Raw genomic sequence first — 25,999 nt, 5'->3', positions numbered from 1 at the left:
CGCGTGTGTACGGCTCAGCTTGCCGTATCGAACAACGCGTACGAGGTCACCGCAGCCGTCTGTGTCAACTGCGCGATCAGCTTCGACACGGCCAGTGAGGGTTCGAAGCTGCGAAACACGGCCGAGATTTCCGAATGGATCGGCGGCCCCGCCAGCGGCTTGAAGACGACCCCGGGAATCGCCGTCGCACCGACGAGGACATCCGGCACGATGGCCACGCCCTCGCCCAGCGCCACGGCCGTCAGCACTGCGATCAGCGAACCGGGGGCGGAGCCGATCACCGGCGTGAAGCCCCCCCGACGCGCCACTTCGAACGTCCCCAGCGTCTGTTCCGGATTGATGAAACGCTCGCCATCGAGCGACTCGGCATCGATGGCGCCCGACTGCTTCGCCAACGGGTTTCCCGCTGGTAACGCCACACAGAAGCTGTCCCGGAACAACACGTGCGCGCGGTGCCGGTTGTGAAGGTTAATCGGCATCCGGACCAGTGCGATATCGATGCGATTGTCCACGAGCATGGCAGGCGACTCGTGTTGTGACACCTCGCGCGCGGTGACGATCACCCCCGGCCACGCCTGACGGAACGTCGCCAGTTGCGATTGCAGAACGCCCGAGTACACCGCCGAGCCGACGTAGCTGATTTCGACCCGCCCCGTCTCGCCGCGTCCAGCACGCTGCCCCGCCAGCACGGCGCGTTCGGCTTGCGCAAGCACCTGCTTCGCCTCGAGCAGGAACATCTCCCCGGCCGGTGTCAGACGCACATCGCGACGACTGCGCGCGAATAGCTGCACACCCAGCATGCGTTCGATGTCCTGAATCTGCACGGTGAGCGTCGGAGCCGCGATATCCAGTGCTTGCGCGGCGCGTCCGAAGTGCAGCGTCTGCGCGAGCGTCACGAAGTAGCGAAAGTGCCGAAGTTCCACGGAATCCTCTCGGTTTGTTAGACGTTCCCGGCCATGCTACCGCGCGGCAAAGCGGGCGTCATTGTCGATTTCATTAGGTTATACCTAATAACTTCGCCGACGCCCGGCAATGACTGGCCAGCCCCCTGCGTGGTCGAATACTCCCACTCGAATCGCAGTCGTCCGACGTGGAATTTCGACGGAATTTCCGGCAGCGATCCTTCACTCACTACGGGAGTTTTTGACGATGAATATCCGCGTTTCCGATGCCCTGCGCCGTTCCCCGCGACGCGTCGCCCAGCTTTGCGCCATGACGGTCGCCCTTTGCGCTGGCGCAACGCCGCTGCTGTCGCGTGCCGCCGAGTTGCCTACGCGTCCGGTCCTCACGTTGGACGCTGCGCAAAACGTCATTCGCGCCGCACAGACGAAAGCCGCCTCGGAAGGCTGGCCGTGCGTGATCTCGGTCGTCGACGCCGCCGGTCTGCCCATCGCGCTGGTCCGTATGGACAACGCCGCCGTCCCCGCTGGCGTGGATCTCGCACCGGGTAAAGCGCGCACTGCCGCGCTGTTCCGTCGCCCAAGCGGCGTGCTGGAAGACGCGGTGAACGGCGGACGCCGTGCTGTCGGCACTGCGCAGGGCTACGTCCTCATGCGCGGTGGCCTGCCGCTCGTCGTGAACGGCACGGTCGTCGGTGCCATCGGCGTGTCGGCCGATACCCCGCAACATGACGAGGAAATCGCCAAGGCCGGGCTCGACGGTCTGATCCAAGCGGACACGCAACATGGCAACGCAAAACCCCAATAACGCCTCGACCGCGAGCGCCGCCTCGTCATCGACGGGCAGCCTCGCGCTATTGCTCACCGCATCCACGGGCTGCGCGATGACGGTGCTCGACACCAACGTCGTCGGTGTCGTTTTGCCGACGATCTCGGCGCAACTGCATGCGAGCTTCGCGCAGGTGCAATGGGTGATCGGTGCGTACGTTCTGTGCTTCGCCGCGCTGTTGCTGCCCGCCGGGTCCATCGCCGACCGGTTCGGGCGTCGTCGCGTGTTCCTCTGCGGCATCACCGGTTTCGCAGCGGCATCACTCGCGTGCGGTCTGTCGCCCACCGCGCAGTGGCTCTACATTGCGCGTGCGGCACAGGGCGTCGGTGCAGCGTTTCTGCTGGCCCCCGCGCTCGCCATCATCGGCCACGGCTTCCATGAAAAAGAAGCGCGTGCCCGGGCGTGGGGGCTGTGGGGCATGGTGATGGGCCTGACGATGGTGCTCTCGCCGCTCATCGGCGGTGTGATCGGCGACACGCTCGGCTGGCGCTGGGCGTTCCACGTCAACGTACCGATCTGCGCTGCGCTTGCGCTGGCCGTGGTGCGCATCGTTCCCGAGTCGAAAGCAGAGGGCCAGCGGGGCGTCGACATCCCCGGCATCGCGCTGTTCGCGAGCGCCATGTTCTGCGTGACGTGGGCGTTGATCGCCGCACCCGCCGCTGGCTGGACCAGCCCGGGCATTCTGATGCGCTTCGCCGCCGGTGCCGTCCTCTTTGCGATCTTCGCGGGTGTGGAGCGTTCGCGTGCGCAGCCGATGCTCGATCTGTCGCTGTTCCGCTCGTGGCCGTTCGCGGGCGCCACGCTCGCCATGTTCTCGTACGCCGCCTGCGCGCAAGTGATGGCTTCGCTGCTGCCGCAGTTCCTCCAGAACGCGCGAGGGGAAACGGTCCTAGGTGCGGGCATCGCCATGCTGCCTTTCGCGATTGCGATGCTGTTGCTCCCACAGATCGGAAAGCGGTTGTCGGCGCGCCTGCCGTCGCACCGGATTCTCGTGCTGGGACTCGCGCTGACAGGGCTGGGCAATGCCGCCATGGCGTACGTGTCGGCGCAGGGACTCGCCCACTCGGCGCTGTCGCTGACCGTCGCGATGTTCGTGCTCGGCAGCGGCGGCGGGTTGCTCAACGGCGAGACACAGAAAGCCATCATGGGGACGATTGCGCGGGATCGCGCGGGGATGGCGTCGGGCATCAGCACGACGTTCCGCTTCTCCGGCATTCTGCTCGGCTACACGGCGCTCGGTGCAGTGCTGAGTGCGGGGGTGCATCGCAGCGTCGCCGCGCACGTTCCTGCGCTGGTCGGCAGCGCGCAAAGCGATCTCGCCACACGGCTCGACTTCGCGGATGCGATCTCCGCTGGCGACTTCGCGCAGGCGTTACATCTCTATCCCGACTCGCTCGGTCATGCACTGCTTGACGCGGGCCGCAGTGCGTACGCCAGCGGCTTCAGCGGCGCATTCCTCGCCGCCGGGGCATTCGCGGTGTTGTGCGCGTTAGCGGTGCATCTGAGCATGGGCCGCGCGGAGGTCGAGGAAGCCAGCGTTGCACCGGCGTCCCGCGCGTCGTAAGTCTTCCCGTACTACGCCGTCGCGACACCCAGCGTCTCGCCGACCGTCGTCGCGAGAAAGTCGGCGAGCGCCCGGCGCGATGCCGACGCCGGGCCACCGCCATCCATCAACGCAATCTCCGAGGGTGGCGGTGGCGGCAAGGTGTCACACACCGCGTGGTCAGGTAACAGCACTATCTCCGGCAGAACCGACACCCCGAGCCCGGACGACACCGCCGCCTGAATACCCGTGAGGCTATGGCTGCCGAACGCCATGCGCCACGGACGCTGCGCCGCGTCGAGGCTGCGAATCGCGCGCTGTCGGTAAATGCAGCCCTGCGGGAACAGCGCCAGCGGCACCGGCGCGTGCGCCAGGCTGTCGGCCTCCCGCGCCGCAGAGCGCGCCGCCATCGCCCACACCAGCGTCTCCGGCCACGCCATCAGACAGTCGCCCTGCCCCGGTTCCCGTTTGACGAGCGCCAGCTCCAGATCGCCCGCACTCAACCGCTCCCGCAAGTCGGTGCTCATGCCCGCCACGATCTCCAGACGGATATCGCCGTGCGCCTGCACGAAGCGCGAGAGCATGTCGGCCATGCGACGCGCATCGATGTCCTCGGGCAGTCCCACGCGTACCGTCGAGACACGGCTGTCGTTTTCCATCGCGTCGACGGCTTCCATCGACAGCGTGAGCAGCTTGCGTGCGTACTGTGCGAGCAGCTCGCCATGAAGCGTGGGCGTGACGTTCACCCCGGAGCGGTCGCGCATGAGCAACTGCCGCCCAAGCTCGTCTTCCAGACGCCGGATCTGCTGGCTCACGGTCGACTGCGTGCGATGCACCCGCTCCGCCGCACGCGTGAAGCTACCTTCGTCGACGACCGCAACGAGTGTCTTGAGTAAGCCGAGATCCAGCATAACGGCACCATATTTATGAATTCGATAAGTATTGGATTTTAATTTAATTTCAGAATGTGAAGTGAAACGACTACGCTGACGTCATCCCGCTTTCCTCATGGAGATCCGTCATGTCCCGAACGTCCACCTCGCTGCAACACAGCCCGCGTCCGCAATGGCTCACCTTCGATTGCTACGGCACGCTCATTCAATGGGACGAAGGGCTGCGCGACGCGGTCACGCGCATTCTGCAAAGCAAGCCCGGCCACAACATCGGCACGTCCGACCTGATCGCGACGTTCGACCATCACGAGCACGCGCTGGAGCAGACGCCGCCGCACCGCGCATTTCGTGAGGTCGCAGGCGAAGGACTTCGTCTTGCGTTGCAGGATCTCGGCTTGCAGGCGTCGCCGCAAGACATCGGCGTACTGACGGACAACATCTCGGCCATGCCGCCGTTCCAGGAAGTCGTGCCGACGCTGGCGGCTCTGAAGGCGCGCGGCTACCGGCTGTGCATCGTCTCCAACACAGACGACGACATCATCGCGGGCAATGTCGCGCAACTCGGCGGGCACATCGATCGCGTGATCACCGCGCAGCAAGCCGGGGCGTACAAGCCGAATCGGCGTCTGTTCGACTACGCGCACCAACAACTCGGCGTGACGAAGGACGACGTCGTCCACATCTGCGCCAGCCCGCATCTGGACCACGCGGCAGCGCGTGATATCGGCTTCCGGTGCGTGTGGGTGGATCGCGGCACCGGACGTCGGCCGCTGCCCGATTACACCCCGGACGCGACCATCGCCACACTCGACACCGTGGTACCGTTGTTCGACGGATTCGGCTGGTAAGCGCTCAACTTACCCGAACGCAGACGATCACGAGGAGACCGACATGGCGCACACCCTCTCGCTGAACGCCGACGACGCGTCGCTGCGCGTCGACGACGTGGATCTCGACACACCCGCCGTGCGCATCGCGCGCGAAGAACTCGCGGCCTGCTTCCGGCTCGCAGCGATGCATGGCTTTGAGGAAGGCATCTGCAATCACTTCTCGGCGATGTTGCCCGGCAGCGACCGATGGTTTCTGGTGAACCCGTTCGGGCTGGCCTTCGAAGAGATCACCGCGTCGAACCTGCTCGTCTGCGATCTCGACGGTCATGTCGTGGCGGGTGACGGTGTGCTCGAAGCCACCGCGTTCTACATCCACGCGCGCCTGCACAAGGCAAACCCGCGCGTGCGGGCAGCTTTCCACACGCACATGCCCTGGGCGACGGCGCTGGCGATGAGCGAAGGCGAGCCGCTCGTCTGGGCGGGACAAACGGCGCTCAAGTTCTACGGACGAACGGTGCTCGACACCGACTACAACGGTCTCGCGCTCGGCAACGAGGAAGGTGACCGCATCGCGGCGGCGATGGGCGACGCCGACATCGTCTTCATGAAGCATCACGGCGTCATGGTTGCGGGACCGAACATCGCCGAAGCGTGGGACGACCTCTACTATCTGGAGCGCGCCTGCGAAGTCCAGTGCAAGGCGATGAGCACGGCGCGCGAGCTTCGCCCGGTGCCCGAGGCCATCGCGCGACGCACCGCCGCCGAGATGCGCGCAGGCGACCCGCACAGCGCTCGTGCGCATCTGGACAGCGCGATGCGACGTCTGCGTGCCGCCGGGGTGCCGTTCGACCGGTAGAGCATCATTGCGCCAACCGCCTTGCGCTTAGAGGCCGACGATTTCCTGCCGGAACGTCTCGCACACCTCGCGCACCGCCTGCGGGTCGTGCGGCACGGGTAGCGCCGCCATGGCGCGGAAGAACGCATCGTGACGTGCGGGCGTCGACACCAGCAGCATGCGCGCCAACATCTCCTGCTCGTTGACGAAGCCGTGCACGTCGCCCTTCGCCACAGTCACGGTATCGCCCGCAACGACGTCGCGCGTCGTGTCGCCCACGGTGAAACGCAAGCGCCCGTGCGTCATCACAAACGTCTTCTCCTCGTCGAGCGAACGATGCATCGGCGCACCACCTTGCGGGTTCACGGTCATGTCCATGAGCGTGATATCTCGCTCATCGCGGTCGTGCACACCGGCAAGGAGCCGTACATCCATGTTGGCAAACGACACGACATCGGCGGACGGGTTGAATTCAGACTTCATGGGACGTGACACTCCTTCGTGCGATTGAGATCAGGGGGAATGTCTTCATTCTGACTGCCGCTCACTTGAGCGAAAAGACGTCTAAAATTGGCAAGACTTGCCAATGGAATGGACAATGGATCTCAATGCAACGCTGGCGTTCGTCACCGTCGTCGAGTGCGGCTCGTTCTCCGCGGCCGCGCGCACGCTGGAAATCCCTCGCTCGACGGTCAGTGCGCGCGTCGCCTCGCTCGAAGCGCATCTGGGCGTGTTGCTGCTTCGACGCAGCACGCGGCGCATGGCGCTCACGGACGACGGTCGCAATTACTTCGACCGCGCGGCCCCCGCGATCAGGACGCTTCGCGAGGCCGAACAATTCGATGCAACCGATGTCACCGGACGCCGTCCCCTGAGCGGATCGATACGCCTCGGTGTGCCGTTCGATTTCCCTTTCGATGCGCTCAGTCAGGCCATCGCGACATTCCGCGAAGCGCATCCGCGCGTTCGCTTCGACGTGCTGGTGGACGATAGCGTGAGCAACTTCGTCGACGACAATCTCGACATGGCGATTCGCGGCGGTCAGCCGGGCGGCGATCACGTCGTTGCGCGTCGTATCGCCACGTTCGGTTTCGCACGCTTTGCAAGTTCTGTCTTCGGTCCGGGACGAGGCAAGCGCGTGTCGAAGAACATTCCCGCACTCGTCTTCAAACCACGCGGTGCGCCAGCGATGTCCCCGCGTTCGGCCGCGCTCATCGCAACGCAAGCGGACTACGCGGTCGCCACCAACAGCTTCGCCCTGCTCAGGCAGTTGGCGCTGCATGGCGCCGGGGCAGCGGTCCTCCCCGCGCACCTCTGCGACGCCGACGTCGCGAGCGGCAAGCTCGTCGACCTGCCGGTCGGCGACGTGGATACGCAGGTGGGCCTTTATCTGGTCTATCCCTCACGACGCGCCCTGACACCAAAGGTCAAGGCCTTCTCCGATCACCTTCTGAATGTGATTGAAACTTCCGCCAATCCGGTCCAAACTGCCAGGTCTCAGAGGATGAGAACGACCACCAGGAAAGGCTGAGCCGCCCGTCAATGCGACGCCAGCCTCGTGAGGCCCTCACGAACGCACGTGACGCACTAAGCAAAGCAAAAAGCATCAGTTGGGCTATGAGGGGCGCGCTTCTAGAATGGGCAGGTCGTCCATTCTCTGTCGGGAGCTGTCGTGTCCAGTCGTTATGTCCCGGGGGGCCGTTTGTCCGCGTTCTTCCCCACCGCCGCCTTTGCCTGCGTTGCCTCCCTCGCCCCGCTCTCTCATCAACGCATCGGAGGTCAGGCATGAGTCAGATTCCCGCACCGGTTCTCGATCACGTCGTTATCAACGTCAAGGGTGAGCTCGAAGCCTCTGTCGATACGTATCGCCGTCTGGGCTTTGCCCTGACCGAACGTGGTCATCACTCGCTCGGCACCAGCAATCACCTGGCGATCTTTGGCGAAAACTACCTTGAGCTGCTCGGCTTCGAAGCTGGCAAATCGACCGCACGCCCCGACGTGACGCAGGCCCCGCTCGGGCTGACCGGTCTCGTCTTCAAGACGCAGGACTCGCACGCTCTCTTCACCGCACTGCAGGAACGCGGTATCGGCGTGGAGACACCGGCCGAGTTCTTCCGTCCGGTGCGTCTGCCCGACGGCACCACGCAAGACGCCCGCTTTCGCACCGTGCGACTCGCCAGCGAACTGGTTCGCAACGGCCGCACGTTCTTCTGCCATCACTTCACGCCGGAGCATGTCTGGCGCGACGAATGGCGCGATCATCCGAATGGCGTGACGGACATCGTCGGCTACGTCGTCTCGACGCCGAATCCGGCCGTCACCGCCGCCCTTTACGACCGTGTCTTCGGCCCGGGTATCCTGAGTGCAACCGGTGACAAGGGTTATACCTTCACCGCTGGCCACGCCCGCGTCCACTTCGTCACGCCTCCGGAAGCGGCCCAACGCTTCGGCAAAGTCGAGACGACGGACGACGGCAGCGAGCGCAGCGTCGCACTGATCCTGCGCACCCGCTCCCTTGCCCAGACCCAGGCAACACTACGAGAGAACGGCGTGCCCTGGACGACGCTCGACGACGAGTCCGTGCTCGTGGCTGCCGCCGACGGCTTCCATGTCGCGCTCCAGTTCGTCGAGGGGGACGCAGCATGAGCGGTCAGCCCACCTGGTGGCAAGCGTTCGGCGTCGACTATGCGGACGCGCGCCAACGCTTTCGCACCGCTGCCGACCACGCAGGCGCGAGCCTGACCTCACATGTCCACCCCAATGCCAAAGCGCCGGATGGCAGCGAACTGACCGTCGACGTCGCGCGACTCGGTCCGGCGCACGCACCGCATCAGTTGCTCGCCATCAGTGGCACACACGGACTGGAAGGCGGGGCGGGATCGGCCGTTCAGACGGCCTGGCTGACGCATGCAGCGCAGACGTTGCCGCCCGACATCGCCGTGACCTTCGTGCACGCCATCAATCCTTATGGCTTCGCACACGCCTCGCGCACGACCGAACACAACGTCGATCTGAATCGCAACTTCATCGACCACGACAAGCCACATCCGGTCAATGCGCATTACGCGTCGCTGCACGACCATCTGATTCCCGCCGAGTGGACGTCCGACGGGCTAGCGCAAAGTGCGCGTGCCATCGACGCCTTTCGCACCGAACACGGCCCCGACGCACTTTTCAACACGCTCGCCAGCGGTCAGTACACCCACGCCGATGGTCTGATCTACGGTGGACGCTCGCGCGAATGGTCGAACGTCACCTTGCAGACCATCGTTGAGCGCGAGCTGTCGCAAGCGCAGCGCATCGGCCTGATCGACTGGCACACGGGCATTGGCGAATACGGCGAACCGTTCTTCCTGTGCTTCAACGCGGAAGGTAGCGACGAGCAACGCGAGGCTGCCCGCTGGTGGAGCGCCGAGCGTGTGCTGAATCAACGCCCGCATGGCTTGCAGCGTCCCGACTATCAAGGGCTCGTGTTCCGTGGCGTCGAACAATTCGCCAAGGGGCGCCCGGTGATCGGCGCTGTCGTCGAATTCGGTACGCGCGGCGCGAATGCAAGCGTCGCCAACCGCCTCGACCAGTGGCTGCGCTCACGCGCGCAGGCCCATCAGGACGCTGCACGTGACCGCCTGCTGCGCGCCGACGTGCTGGACGCCTTCGTGCCGGTCTCGTCAGTGTGGCGCAACAGCGTGCTCGCGCACGGGCTGCAGATCACGGCGCAGGCGCTGCAAGGTCTCGCGACATCCGGCTAGCCGACTGGTGCTGAGCGTATGAACGCGTAAGCGCCCGAAGCCACTCACCTCTTTCCACTCATCAACAAGGATCGGCGCGGCCCGAGGGGCTCGCTCATCCTGAAATCGACCCAAGACCCAGCATGAAAGCCATCGTATTGCGCGAGCACGGCGACAACAGTGCACTCAAACTCGAAACCGACTTCCCGGACCCCGTCGCGGGCGAAGGCGAAGTCGTGCTGCGCGTGCGCGCGTCGTCGCTGAACTACCACGACGTGTTCACCCGTCGCGGCATGCCCGGCATCAAGCTGCCATTCCCCGTCATCATCGGTCTGGACGTCGCGGGGGAGATCGCCAGCATCGGCCCCGGTGTGCAGGGCTGGTCCGTCGGCGATCGCGTGCTGGTCGATCCGATCAATCGAGTGACAGGCGGCCTCGTCGGCGAGACAACCCACGGCGGGCTGGCCGAACTGTGCCGCGTGCCCGAACACCAGCTCGTGCGACTGCCCGACGGCGTGTCGTTCGACGATGCCGCCGCGTTGCCGGTCGCCTATGGCACGGCGCTGCGCATGATGCAGCGCATTGGTCAGGTCAAGGCCGGTGAGCGCGTGCTGATTCTCGGCGCGAGCGGCGGCGTGGGCGTGTGTGCTGTGCAACTGGCCAAGCTCGCTGGCGCCGAAGTCATCGCCTGTGCCGGATCGCGTGAAAAGGGCGAGCGCCTGCGAGAGCTGGGCGCGGACGACATCATCTATTACACCGAGGAAGACTTCGTCGAAGTCGTGCGTGCGCGCTACGGCAAAGCGGCGCGTCGTCGCGGTGCCGCCAACAACGGCGGCGTCGATGTCGTCGTGAACTTCACCGGCGGCGACACGTGGACGCGCTCGCTGCGCACCCTGCGTCAGGGCGGGCGCGTGCTGACGTGCGGCGCGACGGCGGGCTTTGACCCGAAGGAAGACTTGCGCTTCATCTGGACCTTCGAGTTGCAGATTCGCGGCTCGAACGGCTGGGATCGCGAAGACCTCCACGAACTGCTCGAACTGGTCGCCAGCGGCAAGCTTCGCGTGCTGGTCGACAAGAAGTGGCCGCTGGAAGACGGCGCACAGGCGCTCGCGTCGCTCGAAAACCGTCAGATCGTCGGCAAGGTCCTGGTGGGCGCATGAGCACGACGACCCGCACCCTGTCCGTCGAACAGGTTCAGCAAGCCTTCGACAACTCGACGTTCATCGCATGGCTCGGGATGCGCGTCACGTCGCTCGACCACGACGCGCAGACCATCGAAGTCGACATCCCGTTTCAGAACGCGTTCGAGCGTGGCGCGGGGACGCGTCAGTGGCACGGTGGCCCGCTTGCCGCCGTGATCGACACGGTCGGTGACTTCGCCGTCGGCATGCTCGTCGGCCGTGGCCTGCCGACGGTCAACTTCCGCGTCGACTACCTGCGCCCGGCCATCAACACCGATCTGCGCGCCATCGCCCGGGTGCGACGGCTCGGCAAGAGCATCGGCGTGGCCGACGTCGATCTGCTCAATGCGCAAGGCGCGCTCGTCGCCATCGGTCGTGCGAGTTACGCCACATTGCCGCCTGTGTAAGAAGTTTCGGAGTTCATTATGCGCAAGTTCCGGGGTTCGTCCCTTTCCCACTCCCATTCCCGTTCACGTCGTCAGTTCCTGTATCGCAGCGCTGGCAGCGCCCTGGCCGCCACCTCCGCCGCGCTCGCGGGAACGACTGGCTGGCTCGTCTCACCCACGCGCGCGTTTGCGGCGGATGCGTCCAGTGCCGCCAACGCCACGCCGCGTCGCGGCGGCACGCTCGTGGCCAGTTGGGGCGGACTGGAACCGCAGGCGCTGTTCGTGCCGGGCGGCGGCGGCTCCAGCCCGTTCATGACGTCGACCAAGATTCTCGAACGTCTGCTCAAGATCGACGAGAAGCTCGCGTTCCAGCCCGTGCTGGCGACCGACGTCAAAGCGTCGGCCGACTTCAGGACATACACCGTCGCGTTGCGCAAGAACGTGCTCTGGCACGACGGCAAACCGTTCACCGCGGATGATGTCGTCTACAACGTGCAAGAGCACTGGAAGCCGATCTCGGCGGGTGTCGCGCTCAAGGCACTCAAGCGCGTCAGCGCGCCCGATGCGCACACCGTCAAACTCGAATTCTCCACGCCGGTGCCGGAGTTCTTCTTCAAGTCGATACTTGCCGGTCAGTATCAGGTGGTCGTGCCGAAGCATCTATACGCAGGCAAGGACATCATCACTAACCCGCTCAACAATGCGCCAGTGGGCACCGGCCCGTGGAAATATGGTCAGTGGGTGCGCGGCAGCTACGTCTCGTACACGCGCAACGAGCAATACTGGAACGCCGCGCAACCGTACCCCGACAAACTCATCGTTCGTTGGTGGGGCGACCCCGCTTCGCGCTCGGCCGCACTTGAGACCGGCGAGCTCGGCGTCGCCTTCTCGAACCCGGTGCCAGCGCGCGATATCGACCGTCTCGTGAAGACCGGCAAGATCGTCGTCGACACGCGTGGTTACGAGAACGCCGCGTGGACCGTGACCGTCGAGTTCAACCAGCGACGCGATCACGTCAAACGCAAGGAAGTCCGTCAGGCGATCCTGCATGCCATCGATCGCAAGTTCATCATCGACACGATCTATTTCGGTCGCGGCAAGCCCGCCGTCTCCCCGATCTTCCGCACCAATGCGTTGTTCTTCACGGACGACGTCCCGAAGTATCCGTTCGATCCCGCCAAGGCCAACGCGTTGCTCGACGCCGCCGGTCTGCCGCGCAAGAACGGCACGCGTTTCTCGGTCAATCTCGTGGCTGCCGCGTGGTTCGAGGAGAACGCCAAGCTCGGGCAGTACCTCAAACAGGCGTTTCAGGATGTGGGCATCGCCGTCAAGCTCGACTCGCTCGACCGCGCCACGTCGCTCAAGCGCATTTATAGCGATTACGACTACGACATCGCCATCTCGAACTTCACCGCGCCGCTGGAGCTTGTCCCCGTGGTCACGCAGTTCTTCACGACGGACGGCATCGTCAAGGGTGCAGCCTTCCGCAATGCGACCGGCTATTCGAACCCGGCGATGGACGCGCTCGTCGACCGCCTGACCGTAGAAACCGACAACGCGAAGCGTCAGAAGCTCGCGCACGACTTCGCAAGACTTGCCGCGACCGAAGTGCCGCTCGTGCCGCTCGTCGAGATGGAATCGTTCACGCTCTCTCGCACCAACGTGCGCAATGCGACGACGAGTGCCAACGTGCAGGGCGACGCACTGGCCGACGTCTGGCTCGCCTCGTGATCGTGTGAGGAGACGGCTGTCATGGTGATGCGTCTGTTGTTACGCCGGATCGTTCAGGCCATTCCGTTGCTGCTCGGGGTGATCGTCATGAACTTCTGCCTGATTCAGTCGGTGCCCGGCACGTTGCTCGACGTGATGACGGCGGAACAGCAGGTCACCGACCCCGCGCTCATCGAGCGTCTGCGGGTGACGTACGGAATGGATAAGCCGCTGTGGCAGCAGTTGCTTCACTACATCAACTCCGTGGTGCACCTCGATCTCGGCTATTCGTATCGGCACAACCTGCCGGTATTCGACGTCATCATGGCGCATCTTCCGGCCACGCTCGTGCTGATGCTGGCGAGCCTGCTTGTCGCCGTGATCGTGGGCGTGGCCGCTGGCGTTGTGGCGGCCGTGAACGTGAACACCTGGCGCGACACGCTCGTCTCGGTCGCGGCTGTGGTGTGCTTCGCTGCGCCAAGCTTCTGGCTCGGGATCATGCTCATCATCCTGTTCTCCGTGAAGCTGGGGTGGTTCCCGGTGGGTGGCATGACCACCATCGGAATGGACTACGGCACCGGCATTGTCGGCGCCTGGCATGCCTCGCTGGACGTGCTTCACCACCTCACGCTACCGGCGCTCACCCTCGGACTGTTTTACGCGGCGACGTATGCGCGCGTCATGCGAGCGTCGATGCTTGAGGTGGCGCGTCAGGATCACGTGCGCACCGCACAGGCGAAAGGGCTCACGCGGCGCGCGGTCATCACCCGTCACATGGTGCGCAACGCGATGCTACCGGTCGTCACGCTACTCGGACTGCAAGTCGGCACCGTCCTCGGCGGGAGCATCGTCGTGGAAGCCGTTTTCAGCTGGCCGGGCATCGGCGGGGTGTTGTTCGACAGTGTGATGAGCCGCAACTATCCGGTCGTGCTGGGACTGCTCGTGCTCAGCTCGGCGCTGGTCATCGTCGCCAATATCGCCGTCGATCTCATCTACACGCGCCTCGATCCTCGTATCCGCACACACGACGCGTGAGCCTTTGTCTCGCCTTACTGTAATGAACTGGTCTGCAACATGACGTCTTCCGCCGAACCCGCTCTTCCGACTCCCGACACGCTCGATGCCAGCGCACCCTCCGCCCTTGCACGCCCGGCACGCCGCGGTTCGCGCACGTGGCAGCAATTCGCCCGTCATGGCGGCGCCGTCGCCGGTGCGGTGCTGCTTGCGCTGATCGTGCTCGTCGCCTTGTGCGCAGGCTGGTGGTATCCCGGCGACCCGCTGCGCATCGTCGCCACGCCTGAAATCTGGCCGTTCGAGCAGTGGCAATACCCGCTCGGCACCGATGCATTGGGACGTGACATCGCCGCGATGCTCGCCCACGGAGCGCGCGCAACGCTGGCCATCGGGCTAGTCGCGAGTGTGGCCGCGACGGTCATCGGTGTGTCGATAGGTGCCATCGCCGCATGGTGGGGCGGCTGGATCGACGAAGTGCTGATGCGCTTCACCGAACTGTTCCAGATCGTGCCGAACGTCGTGTTCGTGCTGACGGTCGTCGCCATTCTCGGGCCGCGCATCGAGAACACGGTGATCGCTGTCGCGCTCGTGTCGTGGCCTGCGATTGCCCGGCTCACGCGCGCCGAATGTCTCTCGTTCAAGTCGCGGGAATTCGTACAGGCGTGTCGGACCGTGGGACTGTCGTCGTGGCGCATTGCCCTGCGTGAGGTGCTGCCTAACGCGTTGCCCCCCGTGCTCGTGATGGGCACGCTGGTCGTCGCAGGCGCCATCCTCTACGAGTCGGTCGTGTCCTTCCTCGGGCTGGGCGATCCGAACATCGCCAGTTGGGGACGCCAGATCGGCGAGGGCCGCACGTTAATCCGCTCGTCCTGGTATCTGTGCGCCGAACCCGGCATCGCCATCATGCTGGCCGTGCTGGCGCTCAACCTCGTGGGCGATGGTCTGAACGACGCACTGAATCCCGCGCTTCGCAAACGCTGATCGCTGGCTGTGTCCATCGAACACTCAAGAACACTTTTGCTTCACTAAACGCTATGACGCACCGTTGGCATAACCTCGGCGACCTCGTCGACCGATCCCTCAGTCTCGACGCGACAGCCATCGTCGACTTGCGCGACGCCGACCACCCGCGCACCTACACGCACGCCGACATCGATCGCCTGGCGAACGGTGTGGCGACGGCCCTTCGTGCACGCGGTCTGCCGCAAGGCGCGCATGTCGCGATTGCGTCGCTTAACCGCGCGGAGTATCTGATCGCCTACTTCGGCATCATGCGAGGGGGCTATGTCGCCGTGCCCATCAACATCAAGCAGTCGCGTGAGATCCTCGATTACGTTATCGACGATGCGGGCATCTCGCTAGCGTTCGTCGACGGTCCGCGTCGCGATGCCCTGAGCGCACGCGTGCCTGTGATCGACTTCGACGACGAGGGTGCGGATGGCTTCGTCGCGCAGATTCAGCCTGCGGATTTCGACGCCGTCCGCGCTGCCCAAGACGATGTCGCGCAAATGCTCTACACCTCCGGCTCGACGGGCAAACCCAAGGGCGTGCCGCTCACCCACGCCGGGCAGCTATGGGCGCTGGGCGCGACGTACGTTCAGCCGACACATCCGTCGACGGAGCGCTTTCTGCTCGCGCAGCCGTTGTTTCATATGAACGGGCTGTTCATGGCCAAGCGTGCCTTCTCCGTGAACGGCACGCTGGTAATCCTGCCGTCCTTCGATGTGTCGACATACGTCGACGCACTCGAGCGCTACCGCATCACTGTGCTGGCCGCTGTGCCAACGATGTTCGCGCGCATCGTGAAAGATCCGCAGACCCTCGCCGGTCGCGACGTCTCGTCGCTCGCCCGCCTGATGCTCGGATCCGCACCGATGAGCACCGCCCTGCTTGCCCGCATTCAGGCTGCATTTCCTACCACGCACATTCACCACGGCTACGGCACGACAGAAGCGGGACCGAGCATCTTTGGCCCGCATCCGGAGGGCATTCCCCTGCCGCCGCTCGCGCTGGGCTATCCGCTCTTTCCCGATACGGTGAAGCTCGTTGAGGGTCCCGACGCCAACGAGGGGGTGCTATGCATGCGCAACCCGGCGGTCATGCACGGATATCACCGTCTGCCGGAAAAATCGGCACAAGTGCTGAGTGACGGGTGGTACTACAGCGGCGACGTGATGCGACGAGACGCCAACGGCTTCTTTTACTTCGTCGGACGCGCAGACGACATGTTCGTCTGCGCAGGCGAGAACATCTATCCGGTGGAAGTGGAGAAGGTACTCGAAGCGCATCCGGAAGTCCGTCAGGCGAGCGTGGTGCCACTGCCCGACGAGGAACGCGCCGCCGTGCCGGTCGCTTTCGTGGTGCGACAGCCCGGCAGCACGCTGAGCGTCGAGGCGCTCAGGCAGCATGCGCTCGCGAACGGCCCCGCGTATCAGCATCCGCGTCGTGTGGCGTTCGTCACTGAGCTGCCGTGGGCGGGGACCAACAAGGTCGACCGTCATTCGCTGCTCCAACAGGCGCGATCCCTCGAAGCGACGCAAGGCTGGAGCGATCAACGTCAGAACTCAGCCTCACTTACCGGAACCATTGCATCATGACTCAACTGTCCGACCTTCAGGATCCGATTCGCCTCGACGGCAAAGTCGCCCTTGTCACCGGCGCGAGCCGTGGCATTGGCCGCGCCATTGCCACGGCGCTGGCCGCGCGTGGCGCGATCGTTGCCGTGCACTATAACGCCGCGTCCGCCGAGGCCGACGCACTCGTCTTGCAACTGCGTGAGCGCGGTGCCCGGGCGTTTGCAGTGCAAGCCGACCTGTCGTCGCCGGACGGCGCAGGCGCACTGGTCGAACGTTTCATCGGTGCCCTCGCGGCGCACGACCTGCCGCCGCAATTGGATGTTCTCGTGAACAACGCTGGTGTGGGACTCCGGGCACGCATCGACGCAGTGACACCGGAGGACTTCGACCGGGTGCTGCAAGTCAACCTCAAGTCGCCGTTCTTCCTGATCCAGCACGCGTTGAAGCATCTGAGGGACGGTGCACGCATCGTCAACGTCTCGTCCATCGGGACACGTGCGGCCTATCCGGAGATGAGCGTCTATGCGCCCGCCAAGGCCGCACTCGAAGCCCTGACGCTCTCGCTCGCCGCCGACCTCGGAGCGCGAGGCATCACCGTCAATGCCGTATTGCCCGGCGCGACAGCGACGGACCTGAACCGGCGCGCGAGCGATCCCGTCGCCAGTCAGGACATCGCCCGAACCGTCGCGCTGGGACGCGTCGGACAACCCCGAGACATCGCGGACATCGTGGCCTTTCTTGCCAGCGACGCCGCCCGCTGGGTCACGGGACAAGCCATCGATGCCAGTGGCGGTCAGCGTCTTTGACCCCCATCGCCCGTCGCCACCACAAGCCCACCGCACTCCCGAACTGACGCCTACTGCCCGGACACGTCCAATGACTACCTTGCTCGACGTCGAACACCTCACGCTCGATCTGCCGCCCAATGCCGATCGTGCGCACGCGCTTCATGACGTCTCGTTCTCGCTCGCGCGTGGCGAGATCCTGTGTATGGTCGGGGAAAGCGGCTCGGGCAAATCGATGACCGCCAGCGCACTGCTCGGCTTGTTGCCGCCCGGTGTGCACGTAAGCGCGGGACGCATCGCGTGGGAAGGCGCAGGCAACCTGCTGGCGCTGCCCGACGCCGTGCGCCGCCGCTGGCGCGGTTCGCGCATCGGCATGATCTTTCAGGAACCAATGACGGCACTCAATCCGCTGCGCACCATCGGCGATCAGATCGGCGAGGTCTATCGCACGCATACGCGACTGACCGGCAGCGCCATTCGTGCTCGCACACTGGAATGGCTCGACGCAGTGCAGATTCCGTCGCCCAACGAAACGGCAAAACGCTACCCTCACGAGTTGTCCGGCGGGCAGCGACAGCGCGCCATGATCGCGATGGCGCTCGCGCTGGAGCCCGAATTGCTAATCGCCGACGAACCGACAACGGCGCTCGACGTGACGACACAGGCGCAGATCCTCACGCTCATTCGCGACTTGCAGCAGCGCAAGGGAACCGGCGTACTGTTCATCACGCACGACTTCGGCGTTGTAGCGGAAATCGCGGACCGCGTGGCCGTCATGCGTCATGGGGAGATCGTTGAGCAGGGCGCGGCGCAGACGATTCTGTCGCGGCCGTCGCACGGGTACACGCGCGCGCTGATCGCTGCGGTGCCTTCGTTGCCATCAACAGCATCGATTGCGCCACGCGAGAGCGTGACGTTGCCCACACCGAACGACGCCGTACCGCCCGTGTTGCGCATCGAGCAGGTCCAGAAGACGTACGCAAAACGTAGCTGGCTCAGCAAGAAGACGCATGCCGATACCGCAGCATTGCGCGACGTTAGCCTCGAAGTCGGCAGCGGCAAGACGCTCGGGATCGTAGGAGAAAGCGGCTCCGGCAAGTCGACGCTCGCGCGCTCGATCCTTCGGCTGATGACACCCGATGCCGGACGCATTCTCTATCGCGACATCGACCTCGCTAACGGGACACTCGATGCGCAATCACGTCGCGACGCTCAGGACATTCAGATGGTATTTCAGGACCCGTTCAGCTCGCTTAATCCGCGTCGGCGCGTGGGCGACATCGTCACGCAAGGGCCGATCGCCCGCGGCGAGCCACCGGGTCAGGCGCACGCGCACGCGCTCGAACTGTTCGAACTCGTCGGCCTGAGTGCAGACTCGCTCGACCGCTTCCCTCACGAGTTCTCTGGGGGCCAACGTCAGCGCATCGGATTGGCGCGGGCGCTCGCGATGCGTCCGAAGGTACTTGTCGCGGACGAACCCGTCTCGGCGCTCGACGTCTCAGTACAGGCACAGGTGTTGCGATTACTCGCGCGGTTGAAGGCCGAACTGGGTCTGTCGATGATTTTCATTACGCACGACCTTCGCATTGCCGCGCAACTGTGCGACACGCTCGCCGTTATGAAATCGGGCAGTGTGGTCGAGTACGGCGATACGGCGGCGATCTTCCGTGCGCCTTCGCACCCGTACACACGTGCGTTGCTCGACGCGATTCCCGGCCGCAATCGCGAGCGTCGCAATGGCGCACAGGCCCTGTCTGCCGCCTGACGACCGACCGTTCGTTCATTCGTTCACTACTTACGCAGATCGGCAATGGACAGATAGGGCAACCATGTGCCCGACGCCGAAAGGCTCGTGAACACGTGCTCTTTCGTCTGCTGGAGGAAGGTTTCGATGTGCTGGCGTGCGAGCGCTTCGGCGCGCGGCGCATTGCCCGTCACGAGCGCGGCAATGATGCTCTCGTGATCGTGTTCGATACGTGGCCGGATGCCCTGCACCCCGAAACCCAGCGAGACGAGACGGGCCATGTCGTCCATGAGACCGGCCAGCGTGCGGTACAGACGTGCGTTGCCACTCGCCGCGGCAATCGTCAGATGGAATTTTCGGTTCGTGTGCAGAAACCACTCGATCTGATGGTCGATGGGCTCATGCGCAAATGGCACTTCGCACGCTTCGTTGAGTCGTTGCAAAAGCTCGGTGTCCACGTTGCCGCACGCCAGACGCGCAGCCATCGGTTCGAGTTGTCCTCGCAAGTTGAAGATCTCCTCGACGTCCGCCAGCGTGACCGGCGAGATTCGATACCCCTGTCGCGGGATTGCGCGCGCGAATCCCTCGTGGACCAGACGCACCAGCGCCACCCGGCAACTCGTGCGCGCAATGTCGTAGCGGCGCATCAGCTCCGCCTCGGTGATGATGGCGCCCGGCATGATGACGCAAGTCAGCACATCGTGCCGGATGCGCTCATAGGCATCGTCGCCGCGCGCAATCGAAACGGCGTCCTCTGTTTCGTGGGAGGCGGGAGCCATGATGTTCAGTACCCTCTTGCAGCGTCGTAGACGAACGGCAACGGTGCGCCGCGCAGATGTGCGCCAAGCACGTCGGCCACCTGACGCGCCCTGGCCGCGTACGACACTGTCGATGCGATGTGCGGCGTGACGAGAACCTTCGGGTGACGGCGCAGCGCGTCGTCCGCTGGCAACGGCTCGACATCGAAGACATCCACCACCGCCGAGCGCAGACGGCCGCTATCGAGCGCGTCGAGCAGTGCTTGCCGGTCGAGATGGACCCCGCGACCCACCTGAATCAGGCTGGCCCCGGCCGGGAGCTGCGCAAACAGCTTGCGTCCGAGAATGCCGCGCGTGGCATGGGTGTCGGGCAGCAGATTCACGAGAATGTCGGTCTCGGCGAGCAGCGCGTCGAGCTGCGCTTCGCCCGCAAAGACGTTGACGCCCGTCAGCAATCGCGGCGTCCTCGCCCAACCGTTCACCTTAAAACCGTTCGCGTGCAGACGCGTGGCGACCGCACTTCCCAACTCTCCGAGGCCCAGCACACTCACACGCGTGTCGCGCGCGAGACGTCCGGAGAGGTCGTTGGCCCAGCGTCCGTCGCGCTGCGCAGCGATCAGCGCCGGGATGTCCCGCACGATGGCCAGTGCGGCAAACGCGACGAAGTCGCTCATGCGCTCGCGCGTTTCCTCCGTCACCATGCGCACAATGGGTACACCCGATGGCAAAGCCGGATCGGCCAGAATGTGATCGACGCCTGCCGCTGCGCTCAGGATCAGCCGTAAGCGCGGGTAGTGGGCGAGGCGTCCGTGATCGGGCTGATAGACGAGCGCGTACTTGACGTTGCGCGCATCGACGAACGGATCGTCCCAGCCGTACACACGCAAGCCCGGCATCAGCCGCGCGAAATGGTGTTGCCATTCGGTCAGTGCGGCAGCGCCGCCCGACTTGATCAATAACGTGTCGCCTTGCATGACTTCGGGGGAAGGGTGCCTCGCGTCGGTACATCGGACGCCGGGACTTCAGGAGAGAGCGGCAGCCCATCCTACCGGGCGTGTCGCCTGCCGCTAAGCATTTGTTATCGAATAGCTTATGACGGCGGGATTGAAAAATATTTCTAGAATTTTCGAGGGCATCGTCCCGTCTACCGAAACGCCCGACGCGCAGCGCAAACGTCCGCCCAGCGGGCGTCATCACTATGCTGCGACGCAACAATTCACCCGATTGTTTCTATATTCACAATAATCAATCCGTCGTCCGGGCATTGTCTGTTCCCGCTGTCACCCGCTATAGTTGGCCCGCCCCCGCGACGCGATAAGCTCATCCCTTCGTATATGAAGTGTTATCGAGGAGAACGAGCGGATCTGCGTCATGTTGTAAACGTAGTTATCAATGCGATGCCCCCATCGTCAGTAGAAATGAGAGACACAGCTACATCCAACGCCGGAATCGATAACAAGCCGCCCACCCCCGAAGAAGTCCGCAAACGCGTGTTCGCGATTGTCGCGGCGTCGTCCGGGAATCTGGTCGAGTGGTTCGACTTTTACATCTACGCCTTCTGCGCGATCTACTTCGCGCCCGCGTTCTTCCCCAGTTCGGACCCGACCGCCCAGTTGCTCAACACGGCTGGCGTGTTCGCGGCCGGTTTCCTGATGCGCCCCATCGGCGGCTGGATCTTCGGCCGTATTGCCGACCGTAATGGCCGGAAGAACTCGATGGTCATCTCCGTGATGATGATGTGTCTGGGTTCGCTGCTGATCGCGGCGCTGCCGACATACGCCAGCATCGGCAACTGGGCGCCTGCGCTGCTGCTGTTCGCGCGTTTGTTGCAAGGTCTGTCGGTCGGTGGCGAATACGGCACGACGGCAACGTACATGAGTGAAGTGGCGCTCAAGGGCCGTCGCGGCTTCTTCTCGTCGTTCCAGTACGTGACGCTCATCGGCGGTCAGTTGCTCGCAGTGCTCGTGGTCGTGATTCTTCAGCAGTTGCTCAGCGAAGCCGAACTCAAGGCATGGGGCTGGCGTATTCCGTTCGTGGTCGGCGCGATCACGGCGGTGGTGGCTCTGATGCTGCGTCGTACGCTGCACGAGACGTCGACGAGCGCGAGCCGTAACAACCGCGATGCGGGTTCGATCGCAGGGCTCTTCCGCCATCACAAGGCGGCGTTCTTCACCGTGCTGGGTTACACAGCTGGCGGTTCGCTGATCTTCTACACGTTCACCACTTACATGCAGAAGTACCTGGTGAACACTGCGGGCATGCCGATCAAGACGGCGAGCTACATCATGACCGCCTGCCTGTTCGTCTACATGTGCATGCAGCCGATCTTCGGCATGCTCTCGGACAGGATTGGCCGTCGCAACAACATGCTGCTGTTCGGTGCACTCGGCGCGATTGCCACGGTGCCGATCCTGACGGCCCTCAAGACGGTGCAAAGCCCGGTCGCTGCGGGCGTGCTGATTTGTCTGGCGCTCGCCATCGTGAGCTTCTATACGTCGATCAGCGGCATCGTGAAGGCCGAGATGTTCCCGATCGAAGTGCGCGCACTGGGCGTGGGTCTGGCCTACGCGGTCGCCAACGCGATCTTCGGCGGCTCGGCAGAGTACGTGGCGCTGGGTCTGAAGAAGGCTGGCATGGAGCCGACGTTCTACTGGTACGTCACCGGCATGATGGTGCTGGCATTCGTTGTGAGCTTGCGCCTGCCGCGTCAGGCAAAGTATCTGCATCACGAGCATTGATCGGGTGCTGATACAGCAGTAGGAGCGGTCATACGAAGGAGGCGCAATATTGCGCCTCCTTTGCTTTCAGGCCTGCGCTTTGCGGAAGACGCGCAACGTCTTGAATTCTCCGACTTCCGTGAAGTCCGATTTTTCGGCCCACGCCTGAATCACCAATCTGGCACTGCTGTACGCCGAAGATCCTTTATAGAAAAGCACGTGGCCACCGGGTACGGTGTGGCGTGCGAAAAGATCCAGGATTTCTTCGTCCGTCTTTGCGCCGTAGCGGCTGTTCGCTTCGGTGCGGAATTCGCACAGATGGAAGAGCGTAACGACATCGAAGACCGGCAGCAACTTCGTGTTGCTCGTGTAGATGTCGCCAAAGTACGCGAGATAGTTTTTGCTGATCTCGGGGCGACGTGTCACCAGATCGACGTACGACTTGTACTCCTTGGGCGACGCGGCAATCCCGAACACCGTGTTGTCCAGCGACGGCCGTGCGCACTGCTCGCCCACCACGTGATGGCCGCCCGTGCCGAAGTGGTAGATGCGCATGCCGGTAAGTTTCATGGCCTCCAGCCAGTCCACGAAATGCACGTCGCATGGGCACTCCTGCGTACGCAGCCCCCAATACTTCTTCCAGACATTCATCATGCTTTTTGGCTCTCAAAAGGATGTCCGGCAAATGGTAGCCACGCCCCGCACCACTGAGTGACGACAACTGTTGAGATTTGTGCCGGTTTGTCCTGATGAAACAAATCACATCAATAAGATCGCATCATCCCGCTTAAAATCGCTTGACCCTCACGCTGCGTGAGGCTTCAGCCTTGTCACACGCCAGAAGATCACGGGAGTTTCCATGCGGCTCAAAGTCGGTGAATTAGCCAAACGTAGCGGCCTGACGGTGCGCGCGCTTCACCACTACGACACGCTCGGCCTGCTCTCGCCTTCGGCGCGCTCCGATGCCGGTTATCGACTCTATGACCTGAGCGACATCGCCCGTCTGCACGAGATTCAGGCGCTGCGCCGCTTCGGTATGTCGCTCTCCGACATCGGCCAATGGCTGGCAAACCGGGATGCATCGAACGGCAGCAGCGGCGGGCAAAGCAACACGCAAAGCGCCTATGACGGGCTCGATGCGCTTATCGCACGGCAGATCGACATGCTCACGCATCAGATCGACGACGCGAGCCGCCTGCGCGAACGTCTCGTCCGACTGCAAACGCAGTTGGCATCGGGCGAAGCCCCGGAACTTGCCGAATGGTTGTCGACGCTGGAGCTGATGAACATGTACGACAAATACTTCTCGCAAGACGAACTCGCCCGCTTCCCGCTCTATCAGAACAAGCAGGCGCACGGATCCGACTGGCCAGCCATCGTGGCCGAGGTGAGAGATTTGATAGCCCGAGGGGAGCCATCGACGGGTGAAACGGCGCAGGCAGTCGCTCGTCGATGGATGGCGATGATCAAGCGCGATACGGGCGGAGATGCACGTCTGCTCGCCAAGCTCAATCTGATGCACCTCAGCGAACCGTCGATGCAATCGCAGACGGGCATCACGAACGATGTGATGCAGTACGTCAAAGAAGCGTTCGGGCAGACCAAGCTACACATCTACCGAAAGTATCTGGACGACGCGGAATACCGCTTCCTCGCGGCGAATTACCTCAATTACACGGACGAGTGGCCCGCCCTCATCGGTGCGATGCGCGACCAGTTGGAAGTTGGCACGCCGCCAGACGCGCCGGAAGTGCAGGCGCTCATCCGTCAATGGTTGACGTACTTCCGCTCCTACGCCGGAGACAACCCCGCCACGCATATGAAGATCCGCGAAGCCCATCGTCTCGAACCCGAACTGATGGAAGGGTCGTTCATCGACATGCCCCTGCTGGAGTTTGTGAAGCAGGGTGTCGCGGCGGCGATGGGCGCGAGGCCAGCCTGACGGTCAAGCGTCTTCGCCAGCGGCGAGGCGCGCGCTCTGCCAGATGGCGTCGAGCACGTGGTGCGGCTGATGCCGACGCCGGTAGAGCGCGATGTCGAAGCCGATCTGCCAGTCCTTGCCGCCAACGATGGCGAGGGTGCCACGTGCGACGTCGTCGGCCACGAGACGCTGCGGCAGCCAGGCGATGCCCGCGCCGCGACGTGCCATCGCGAGAATCGCTTCGTATGAATCGGCCTGATAGACGGGCTTGAGCGTCGGACGATTCGGCATCTCCGCGAGATGCCGCGCGAGCACGGCACGCAGCGTCAGCGTGCGCGTAAATGCCAGCCACGGAATGGACGACGGCCCGGCCGCGAGCCGATACTTTGCTCGTCCCTTGGCATCGAGCGCACTGACCGGCACCAGCACCTCACGCGCCACGCTCAGCCAGTCGAAACGGTCCTGATCGATAAGCAGCCGCGTGTGCGCGCTGGAATAGACGATCAGCAGATCGACCTCGCCCGCAGCGAGCCGCAGGATAGCCTCCTCTGCCCCGCCCGTGGATAGCGTGGCCGTGAAGAAGCCGATGCGCGAGACGGTTTCGTCGTACCAATCCGGGAAGAACGTCGCGGCCAGCGTGCGGCCGGTGGCGATCTTCAGGTTGTTTTCGAGCGTGGGCGCGGCGTCCTGCAATTGCGTGCGGGCGCTGTGAAGAATGTCGAGCGCGTTGGTAGCTGCGTCGAGAAATACGGTACCGGCGGCCGTGAGTTCGAGCGGTTTGCTCCGCTCGACGAGACGCGTGCCCACCCATTCTTCGAGCGCGCGAATGCGTCGACCGAATGCCGGATGCGTGACGAATCGGTTCTCTGCCGCCCGCGTGAAGCTGCGCGTGCGTGCCAGTTCGACGAAGTCTTCAAGCCATCGCAGTTGCATGCCGCCTCCTCACTCTCAGTTCACTCCCTGGCTTGCATCGGGCGAATCGCTCAGGCCTTCGACAGCGACTTGAGCGCGTGCTTGATGCCGTCCGACACGCTCGTACCGTCGGGCACGGTCTTGACCGCCGCAAGCGCTTCCTTGTCGGAATAGCCCAGCGCGAGCAGCGCGTTGACGACATCGCTCTTGTGATCGTGCGGTGCAGCGACCCCGGCGATGGTGCCGAGTTGTGCGCCGAGCTTGCCCTTGAGTTCGAGCAGCAGACGCTCGGCTGTCTTCTTGCCGATGCCCGGGATCTTGGTCAGACGTCCGGACTCCTGCAACGTGACGGCTTGCGCGATGTCGGCGACGCTCATGCCCGAGAGGATCGCGAGTGCGGTGCGCGCACCGACGCCCGAAATCTTGAGCAATTCGCGGAACGTGTTGCGCTCGTCCGGTGAGCCGAAACCGAAAAGCAGTTGCGCGTCTTCGCGCACGATGAACTGCGTGAGCAACGTCACGCGCTCACCAACGTTTGGCAGGTTGAAGAAAGTGCTCATCGGCACCGAGATTTCATAACCCACGCCCTGGCAATCGACCAGAATGTGCGGCGGATTTTTTTCCAGCAAAGTGCCGGAGATGCGGCCAATCATTGACGCCCCGAGAGAGTGACTTCGACAGGCCGCAAGTTTAGCAAACCGTTCGGGCCGCTTTGGGGTTTGGGGGGCAGGTTTTCTA

Annotated in this window: 25 protein-coding genes; 17 read left to right on the top strand and 8 right to left on the bottom strand. The window is 63.9% G+C overall.

Annotation, left to right across the window (positions count from 1 at the left end; translation table 11 throughout):
* Positions 1-14: 14 nt before the first annotated feature.
* Entirely contained in the window at positions 15-923 is a 909-nt protein-coding gene (locus ACIQWO_RS16155) for a LysR family transcriptional regulator (RefSeq protein WP_402825919.1), read from the bottom strand.
* Between the two features lie 226 nt (positions 924-1,149).
* Here ACIQWO_RS16155 and ACIQWO_RS16150 point away from each other — a divergent pair, with 226 nt between their 5' ends.
* Both ACIQWO_RS16150 and ACIQWO_RS16145 read left to right on the top strand, forming a co-directional pair.
* Entirely contained in the window at positions 1,150-1,707 is a 558-nt protein-coding gene (locus ACIQWO_RS16150; RefSeq protein ID WP_402825916.1) for a heme-binding protein, read from the top strand.
* Entirely contained in the window at positions 1,685-3,292 is a 1,608-nt protein-coding gene (locus ACIQWO_RS16145) for an MFS transporter (protein WP_402825913.1), read from the top strand. The genes ACIQWO_RS16150 and ACIQWO_RS16145 overlap by 23 nt, the downstream gene beginning before the upstream one ends.
* 11 nt (positions 3,293-3,303) lie before the next feature.
* Here ACIQWO_RS16145 and ACIQWO_RS16140 read toward each other — a convergent pair whose 3' ends face one another.
* On the bottom strand, positions 3,304-4,182 hold the full coding sequence (locus ACIQWO_RS16140) for a LysR family transcriptional regulator (protein ID WP_402825910.1): 879 nt from the start codon (positions 4,180-4,182) through the stop codon (positions 3,304-3,306).
* Positions 4,183-4,292: 110 nt separating this feature from the next.
* Between ACIQWO_RS16140 and ACIQWO_RS16135 the strand changes: the two genes are divergently transcribed.
* Both ACIQWO_RS16135 and ACIQWO_RS16130 read left to right on the top strand, forming a co-directional pair.
* Entirely contained in the window at positions 4,293-5,012 is a 720-nt protein-coding gene (locus tag ACIQWO_RS16135; protein WP_402825907.1) for a haloacid dehalogenase type II, read from the top strand.
* A 43-nt stretch (positions 5,013-5,055) separates the two neighbouring features.
* A complete protein-coding gene (locus tag ACIQWO_RS16130) occupies positions 5,056-5,850 on the top strand; it encodes an aldolase (RefSeq protein WP_402825904.1) in 795 nt (264 codons plus the stop codon).
* Between the two features lie 27 nt (positions 5,851-5,877).
* On the opposite strand, the gene ACIQWO_RS16125 is transcribed toward ACIQWO_RS16130, so the two are convergent.
* A complete protein-coding gene (locus ACIQWO_RS16125; protein ID WP_402825901.1) occupies positions 5,878-6,312 on the bottom strand; it encodes a cupin domain-containing protein in 435 nt (144 codons plus the stop codon).
* A gap of 115 nt (positions 6,313-6,427) precedes the next feature.
* Here ACIQWO_RS16125 and ACIQWO_RS16120 point away from each other — a divergent pair, with 115 nt between their 5' ends.
* From ACIQWO_RS16120 to ACIQWO_RS16070, 11 genes are all read left to right on the top strand, one after another.
* Positions 6,428-7,360, top strand: coding sequence for a LysR family transcriptional regulator (locus tag ACIQWO_RS16120; RefSeq protein WP_402825898.1), 933 nt, complete (start codon positions 6,428-6,430; stop codon positions 7,358-7,360).
* Positions 7,361-7,614: 254 nt separating this feature from the next.
* Positions 7,615-8,475, top strand: coding sequence for a VOC family protein (locus ACIQWO_RS16115; protein ID WP_402825895.1), 861 nt, complete (start codon positions 7,615-7,617; stop codon positions 8,473-8,475).
* On the top strand, positions 8,472-9,578 hold the full coding sequence (locus tag ACIQWO_RS16110) for a M14 family metallopeptidase (protein WP_402825892.1): 1,107 nt from the start codon (positions 8,472-8,474) through the stop codon (positions 9,576-9,578). Before ACIQWO_RS16115 ends, ACIQWO_RS16110 begins: the two co-directional genes overlap by 4 nt.
* 122 nt (positions 9,579-9,700) lie before the next feature.
* A complete protein-coding gene (locus ACIQWO_RS16105) occupies positions 9,701-10,717 on the top strand; it encodes a zinc-binding alcohol dehydrogenase family protein (RefSeq protein ID WP_402825889.1) in 1,017 nt (338 codons plus the stop codon).
* Entirely contained in the window at positions 10,714-11,145 is a 432-nt protein-coding gene (locus ACIQWO_RS16100; protein WP_402825886.1) for a PaaI family thioesterase, read from the top strand. Before ACIQWO_RS16105 ends, ACIQWO_RS16100 begins: the two co-directional genes overlap by 4 nt.
* A gap of 18 nt (positions 11,146-11,163) precedes the next feature.
* Positions 11,164-12,855 (top strand): ABC transporter substrate-binding protein, encoded by a 1,692-nt coding sequence (locus ACIQWO_RS16095; RefSeq protein ID WP_402825883.1) that lies wholly within the window; start codon positions 11,164-11,166, stop codon positions 12,853-12,855.
* A 21-nt stretch (positions 12,856-12,876) separates the two neighbouring features.
* Complete coding sequence (locus ACIQWO_RS16090) at positions 12,877-13,869, top strand: ABC transporter permease (RefSeq protein WP_402825880.1); 993 nt, start codon at positions 12,877-12,879, stop codon at positions 13,867-13,869.
* 39 nt (positions 13,870-13,908) lie between these two features.
* Positions 13,909-14,829 (top strand): ABC transporter permease, encoded by a 921-nt coding sequence (locus tag ACIQWO_RS16085; RefSeq protein WP_402825877.1) that lies wholly within the window; start codon positions 13,909-13,911, stop codon positions 14,827-14,829.
* A gap of 53 nt (positions 14,830-14,882) precedes the next feature.
* Positions 14,883-16,445 carry a class I adenylate-forming enzyme family protein gene (locus ACIQWO_RS16080; RefSeq protein WP_402825874.1) on the top strand — a complete coding sequence of 521 codons (1,563 nt, stop codon included), beginning with the start codon at positions 14,883-14,885 and terminating at the stop codon, positions 16,443-16,445.
* Positions 16,446-16,450: 5 nt separating this feature from the next.
* Positions 16,451-17,230 (top strand): SDR family oxidoreductase, encoded by a 780-nt coding sequence (locus tag ACIQWO_RS16075; RefSeq protein ID WP_402826846.1) that lies wholly within the window; start codon positions 16,451-16,453, stop codon positions 17,228-17,230.
* Between the two features lie 70 nt (positions 17,231-17,300).
* Positions 17,301-18,974: an ABC transporter ATP-binding protein gene (locus ACIQWO_RS16070; protein WP_402825871.1), complete on the top strand. Its 1,674-nt coding sequence runs from the start codon at positions 17,301-17,303 to the stop codon at positions 18,972-18,974.
* A 26-nt stretch (positions 18,975-19,000) separates the two neighbouring features.
* Here ACIQWO_RS16070 and ACIQWO_RS16065 read toward each other — a convergent pair whose 3' ends face one another.
* Both ACIQWO_RS16065 and ACIQWO_RS16060 read right to left on the bottom strand, forming a co-directional pair.
* Entirely contained in the window at positions 19,001-19,732 is a 732-nt protein-coding gene (locus tag ACIQWO_RS16065) for a GntR family transcriptional regulator (RefSeq protein WP_402825868.1), read from the bottom strand.
* A gap of 5 nt (positions 19,733-19,737) precedes the next feature.
* Positions 19,738-20,685: a 2-hydroxyacid dehydrogenase gene (locus ACIQWO_RS16060; protein WP_402825865.1), complete on the bottom strand. Its 948-nt coding sequence runs from the start codon at positions 20,683-20,685 to the stop codon at positions 19,738-19,740.
* Between the two features lie 444 nt (positions 20,686-21,129).
* Between ACIQWO_RS16060 and ACIQWO_RS16055 the strand changes: the two genes are divergently transcribed.
* Positions 21,130-22,449, top strand: a complete 1,320-nt coding sequence (locus ACIQWO_RS16055) for an MFS family transporter (RefSeq protein WP_402825862.1) — start codon at positions 21,130-21,132, stop codon at positions 22,447-22,449.
* Between the two features lie 66 nt (positions 22,450-22,515).
* On the opposite strand, the gene ACIQWO_RS16050 is transcribed toward ACIQWO_RS16055, so the two are convergent.
* Positions 22,516-23,082 carry a hypothetical protein gene (locus ACIQWO_RS16050; protein ID WP_402825859.1) on the bottom strand — a complete coding sequence of 189 codons (567 nt, stop codon included), beginning with the start codon at positions 23,080-23,082 and terminating at the stop codon, positions 22,516-22,518.
* 205 nt (positions 23,083-23,287) lie between these two features.
* On the opposite strand from ACIQWO_RS16050, the gene ACIQWO_RS16045 reads away from it, so the two are divergent.
* Positions 23,288-24,370, top strand: a complete 1,083-nt coding sequence (locus ACIQWO_RS16045) for a MerR family transcriptional regulator (protein ID WP_402825856.1) — start codon at positions 23,288-23,290, stop codon at positions 24,368-24,370.
* 3 nt (positions 24,371-24,373) lie between these two features.
* Here ACIQWO_RS16045 and ACIQWO_RS16040 read toward each other — a convergent pair whose 3' ends face one another.
* Together ACIQWO_RS16040 and ruvA are read right to left on the bottom strand one after the other, a co-directional pair.
* On the bottom strand, positions 24,374-25,282 hold the full coding sequence (locus ACIQWO_RS16040) for a LysR family transcriptional regulator (RefSeq protein WP_402825853.1): 909 nt from the start codon (positions 25,280-25,282) through the stop codon (positions 24,374-24,376).
* A 50-nt stretch (positions 25,283-25,332) separates the two neighbouring features.
* Positions 25,333-25,914 (bottom strand): Holliday junction branch migration protein RuvA, encoded by a 582-nt coding sequence (gene ruvA, locus ACIQWO_RS16035; RefSeq protein ID WP_150665427.1) that lies wholly within the window; start codon positions 25,912-25,914, stop codon positions 25,333-25,335.
* Between the last annotated feature and the right edge of the window lie 85 nt (positions 25,915-25,999).

Source organism: Pandoraea sp. NPDC090278 (assembly GCF_044772185.1).
In the GTDB taxonomy this organism is placed as follows: domain Bacteria; phylum Pseudomonadota; class Gammaproteobacteria; order Burkholderiales; family Burkholderiaceae; genus Pandoraea.
The sequence above is the reverse complement of the archived record's forward strand: the minus strand, read 5'-3'. Positions and strand labels throughout refer to the sequence as shown.

What these genes read in the sequence shown, in the direction of transcription:
- ACIQWO_RS16150 (WP_402825916.1), top strand. Translation starts at nt 1,150, where the DNA reads ATGAATATCCGCGTTTCCGATGCCCTGCGCCGTTCCCCGCGACGCGTC.
- ACIQWO_RS16145 (WP_402825913.1), top strand. Translation starts at nt 1,685, where the DNA reads ATGGCAACGCAAAACCCCAATAACGCCTCGACCGCGAGCGCCGCCTCG.
- ACIQWO_RS16140 (WP_402825910.1), bottom strand. Translation starts at nt 4,182, where the DNA reads ATGCTGGATCTCGGCTTACTCAAGACACTCGTTGCGGTCGTCGACGAA.
- ACIQWO_RS16135 (WP_402825907.1), top strand. Translation starts at nt 4,293, where the DNA reads ATGTCCCGAACGTCCACCTCGCTGCAACACAGCCCGCGTCCGCAATGG.
- ACIQWO_RS16130 (WP_402825904.1), top strand. Translation starts at nt 5,056, where the DNA reads ATGGCGCACACCCTCTCGCTGAACGCCGACGACGCGTCGCTGCGCGTC.
- ACIQWO_RS16125 (WP_402825901.1), bottom strand. Translation starts at nt 6,312, where the DNA reads ATGAAGTCTGAATTCAACCCGTCCGCCGATGTCGTGTCGTTTGCCAAC.
- ACIQWO_RS16120 (WP_402825898.1), top strand. Translation starts at nt 6,428, where the DNA reads ATGGATCTCAATGCAACGCTGGCGTTCGTCACCGTCGTCGAGTGCGGC.
- ACIQWO_RS16115 (WP_402825895.1), top strand. Translation starts at nt 7,615, where the DNA reads ATGAGTCAGATTCCCGCACCGGTTCTCGATCACGTCGTTATCAACGTC.
- ACIQWO_RS16110 (WP_402825892.1), top strand. Translation starts at nt 8,472, where the DNA reads ATGAGCGGTCAGCCCACCTGGTGGCAAGCGTTCGGCGTCGACTATGCG.
- ACIQWO_RS16105 (WP_402825889.1), top strand. Translation starts at nt 9,701, where the DNA reads ATGAAAGCCATCGTATTGCGCGAGCACGGCGACAACAGTGCACTCAAA.
- ACIQWO_RS16100 (WP_402825886.1), top strand. Translation starts at nt 10,714, where the DNA reads ATGAGCACGACGACCCGCACCCTGTCCGTCGAACAGGTTCAGCAAGCC.
- ACIQWO_RS16095 (WP_402825883.1), top strand. Translation starts at nt 11,164, where the DNA reads ATGCGCAAGTTCCGGGGTTCGTCCCTTTCCCACTCCCATTCCCGTTCA.
- ACIQWO_RS16090 (WP_402825880.1), top strand. Translation starts at nt 12,877, where the DNA reads ATGGTGATGCGTCTGTTGTTACGCCGGATCGTTCAGGCCATTCCGTTG.
- ACIQWO_RS16085 (WP_402825877.1), top strand. Translation starts at nt 13,909, where the DNA reads ATGACGTCTTCCGCCGAACCCGCTCTTCCGACTCCCGACACGCTCGAT.
- ACIQWO_RS16080 (WP_402825874.1), top strand. Translation starts at nt 14,883, where the DNA reads ATGACGCACCGTTGGCATAACCTCGGCGACCTCGTCGACCGATCCCTC.
- ACIQWO_RS16070 (WP_402825871.1), top strand. Translation starts at nt 17,301, where the DNA reads ATGACTACCTTGCTCGACGTCGAACACCTCACGCTCGATCTGCCGCCC.
- ACIQWO_RS16065 (WP_402825868.1), bottom strand. Translation starts at nt 19,732, where the DNA reads ATGGCTCCCGCCTCCCACGAAACAGAGGACGCCGTTTCGATTGCGCGC.
- ACIQWO_RS16060 (WP_402825865.1), bottom strand. Translation starts at nt 20,685, where the DNA reads ATGCAAGGCGACACGTTATTGATCAAGTCGGGCGGCGCTGCCGCACTG.
- ACIQWO_RS16055 (WP_402825862.1), top strand. Translation starts at nt 21,130, where the DNA reads ATGAGAGACACAGCTACATCCAACGCCGGAATCGATAACAAGCCGCCC.
- ACIQWO_RS16050 (WP_402825859.1), bottom strand. Translation starts at nt 23,082, where the DNA reads ATGATGAATGTCTGGAAGAAGTATTGGGGGCTGCGTACGCAGGAGTGC.
- ACIQWO_RS16045 (WP_402825856.1), top strand. Translation starts at nt 23,288, where the DNA reads ATGCGGCTCAAAGTCGGTGAATTAGCCAAACGTAGCGGCCTGACGGTG.
- ACIQWO_RS16040 (WP_402825853.1), bottom strand. Translation starts at nt 25,282, where the DNA reads ATGCAACTGCGATGGCTTGAAGACTTCGTCGAACTGGCACGCACGCGC.
- ruvA (WP_150665427.1), bottom strand. Translation starts at nt 25,914, where the DNA reads ATGATTGGCCGCATCTCCGGCACTTTGCTGGAAAAAAATCCGCCGCAC.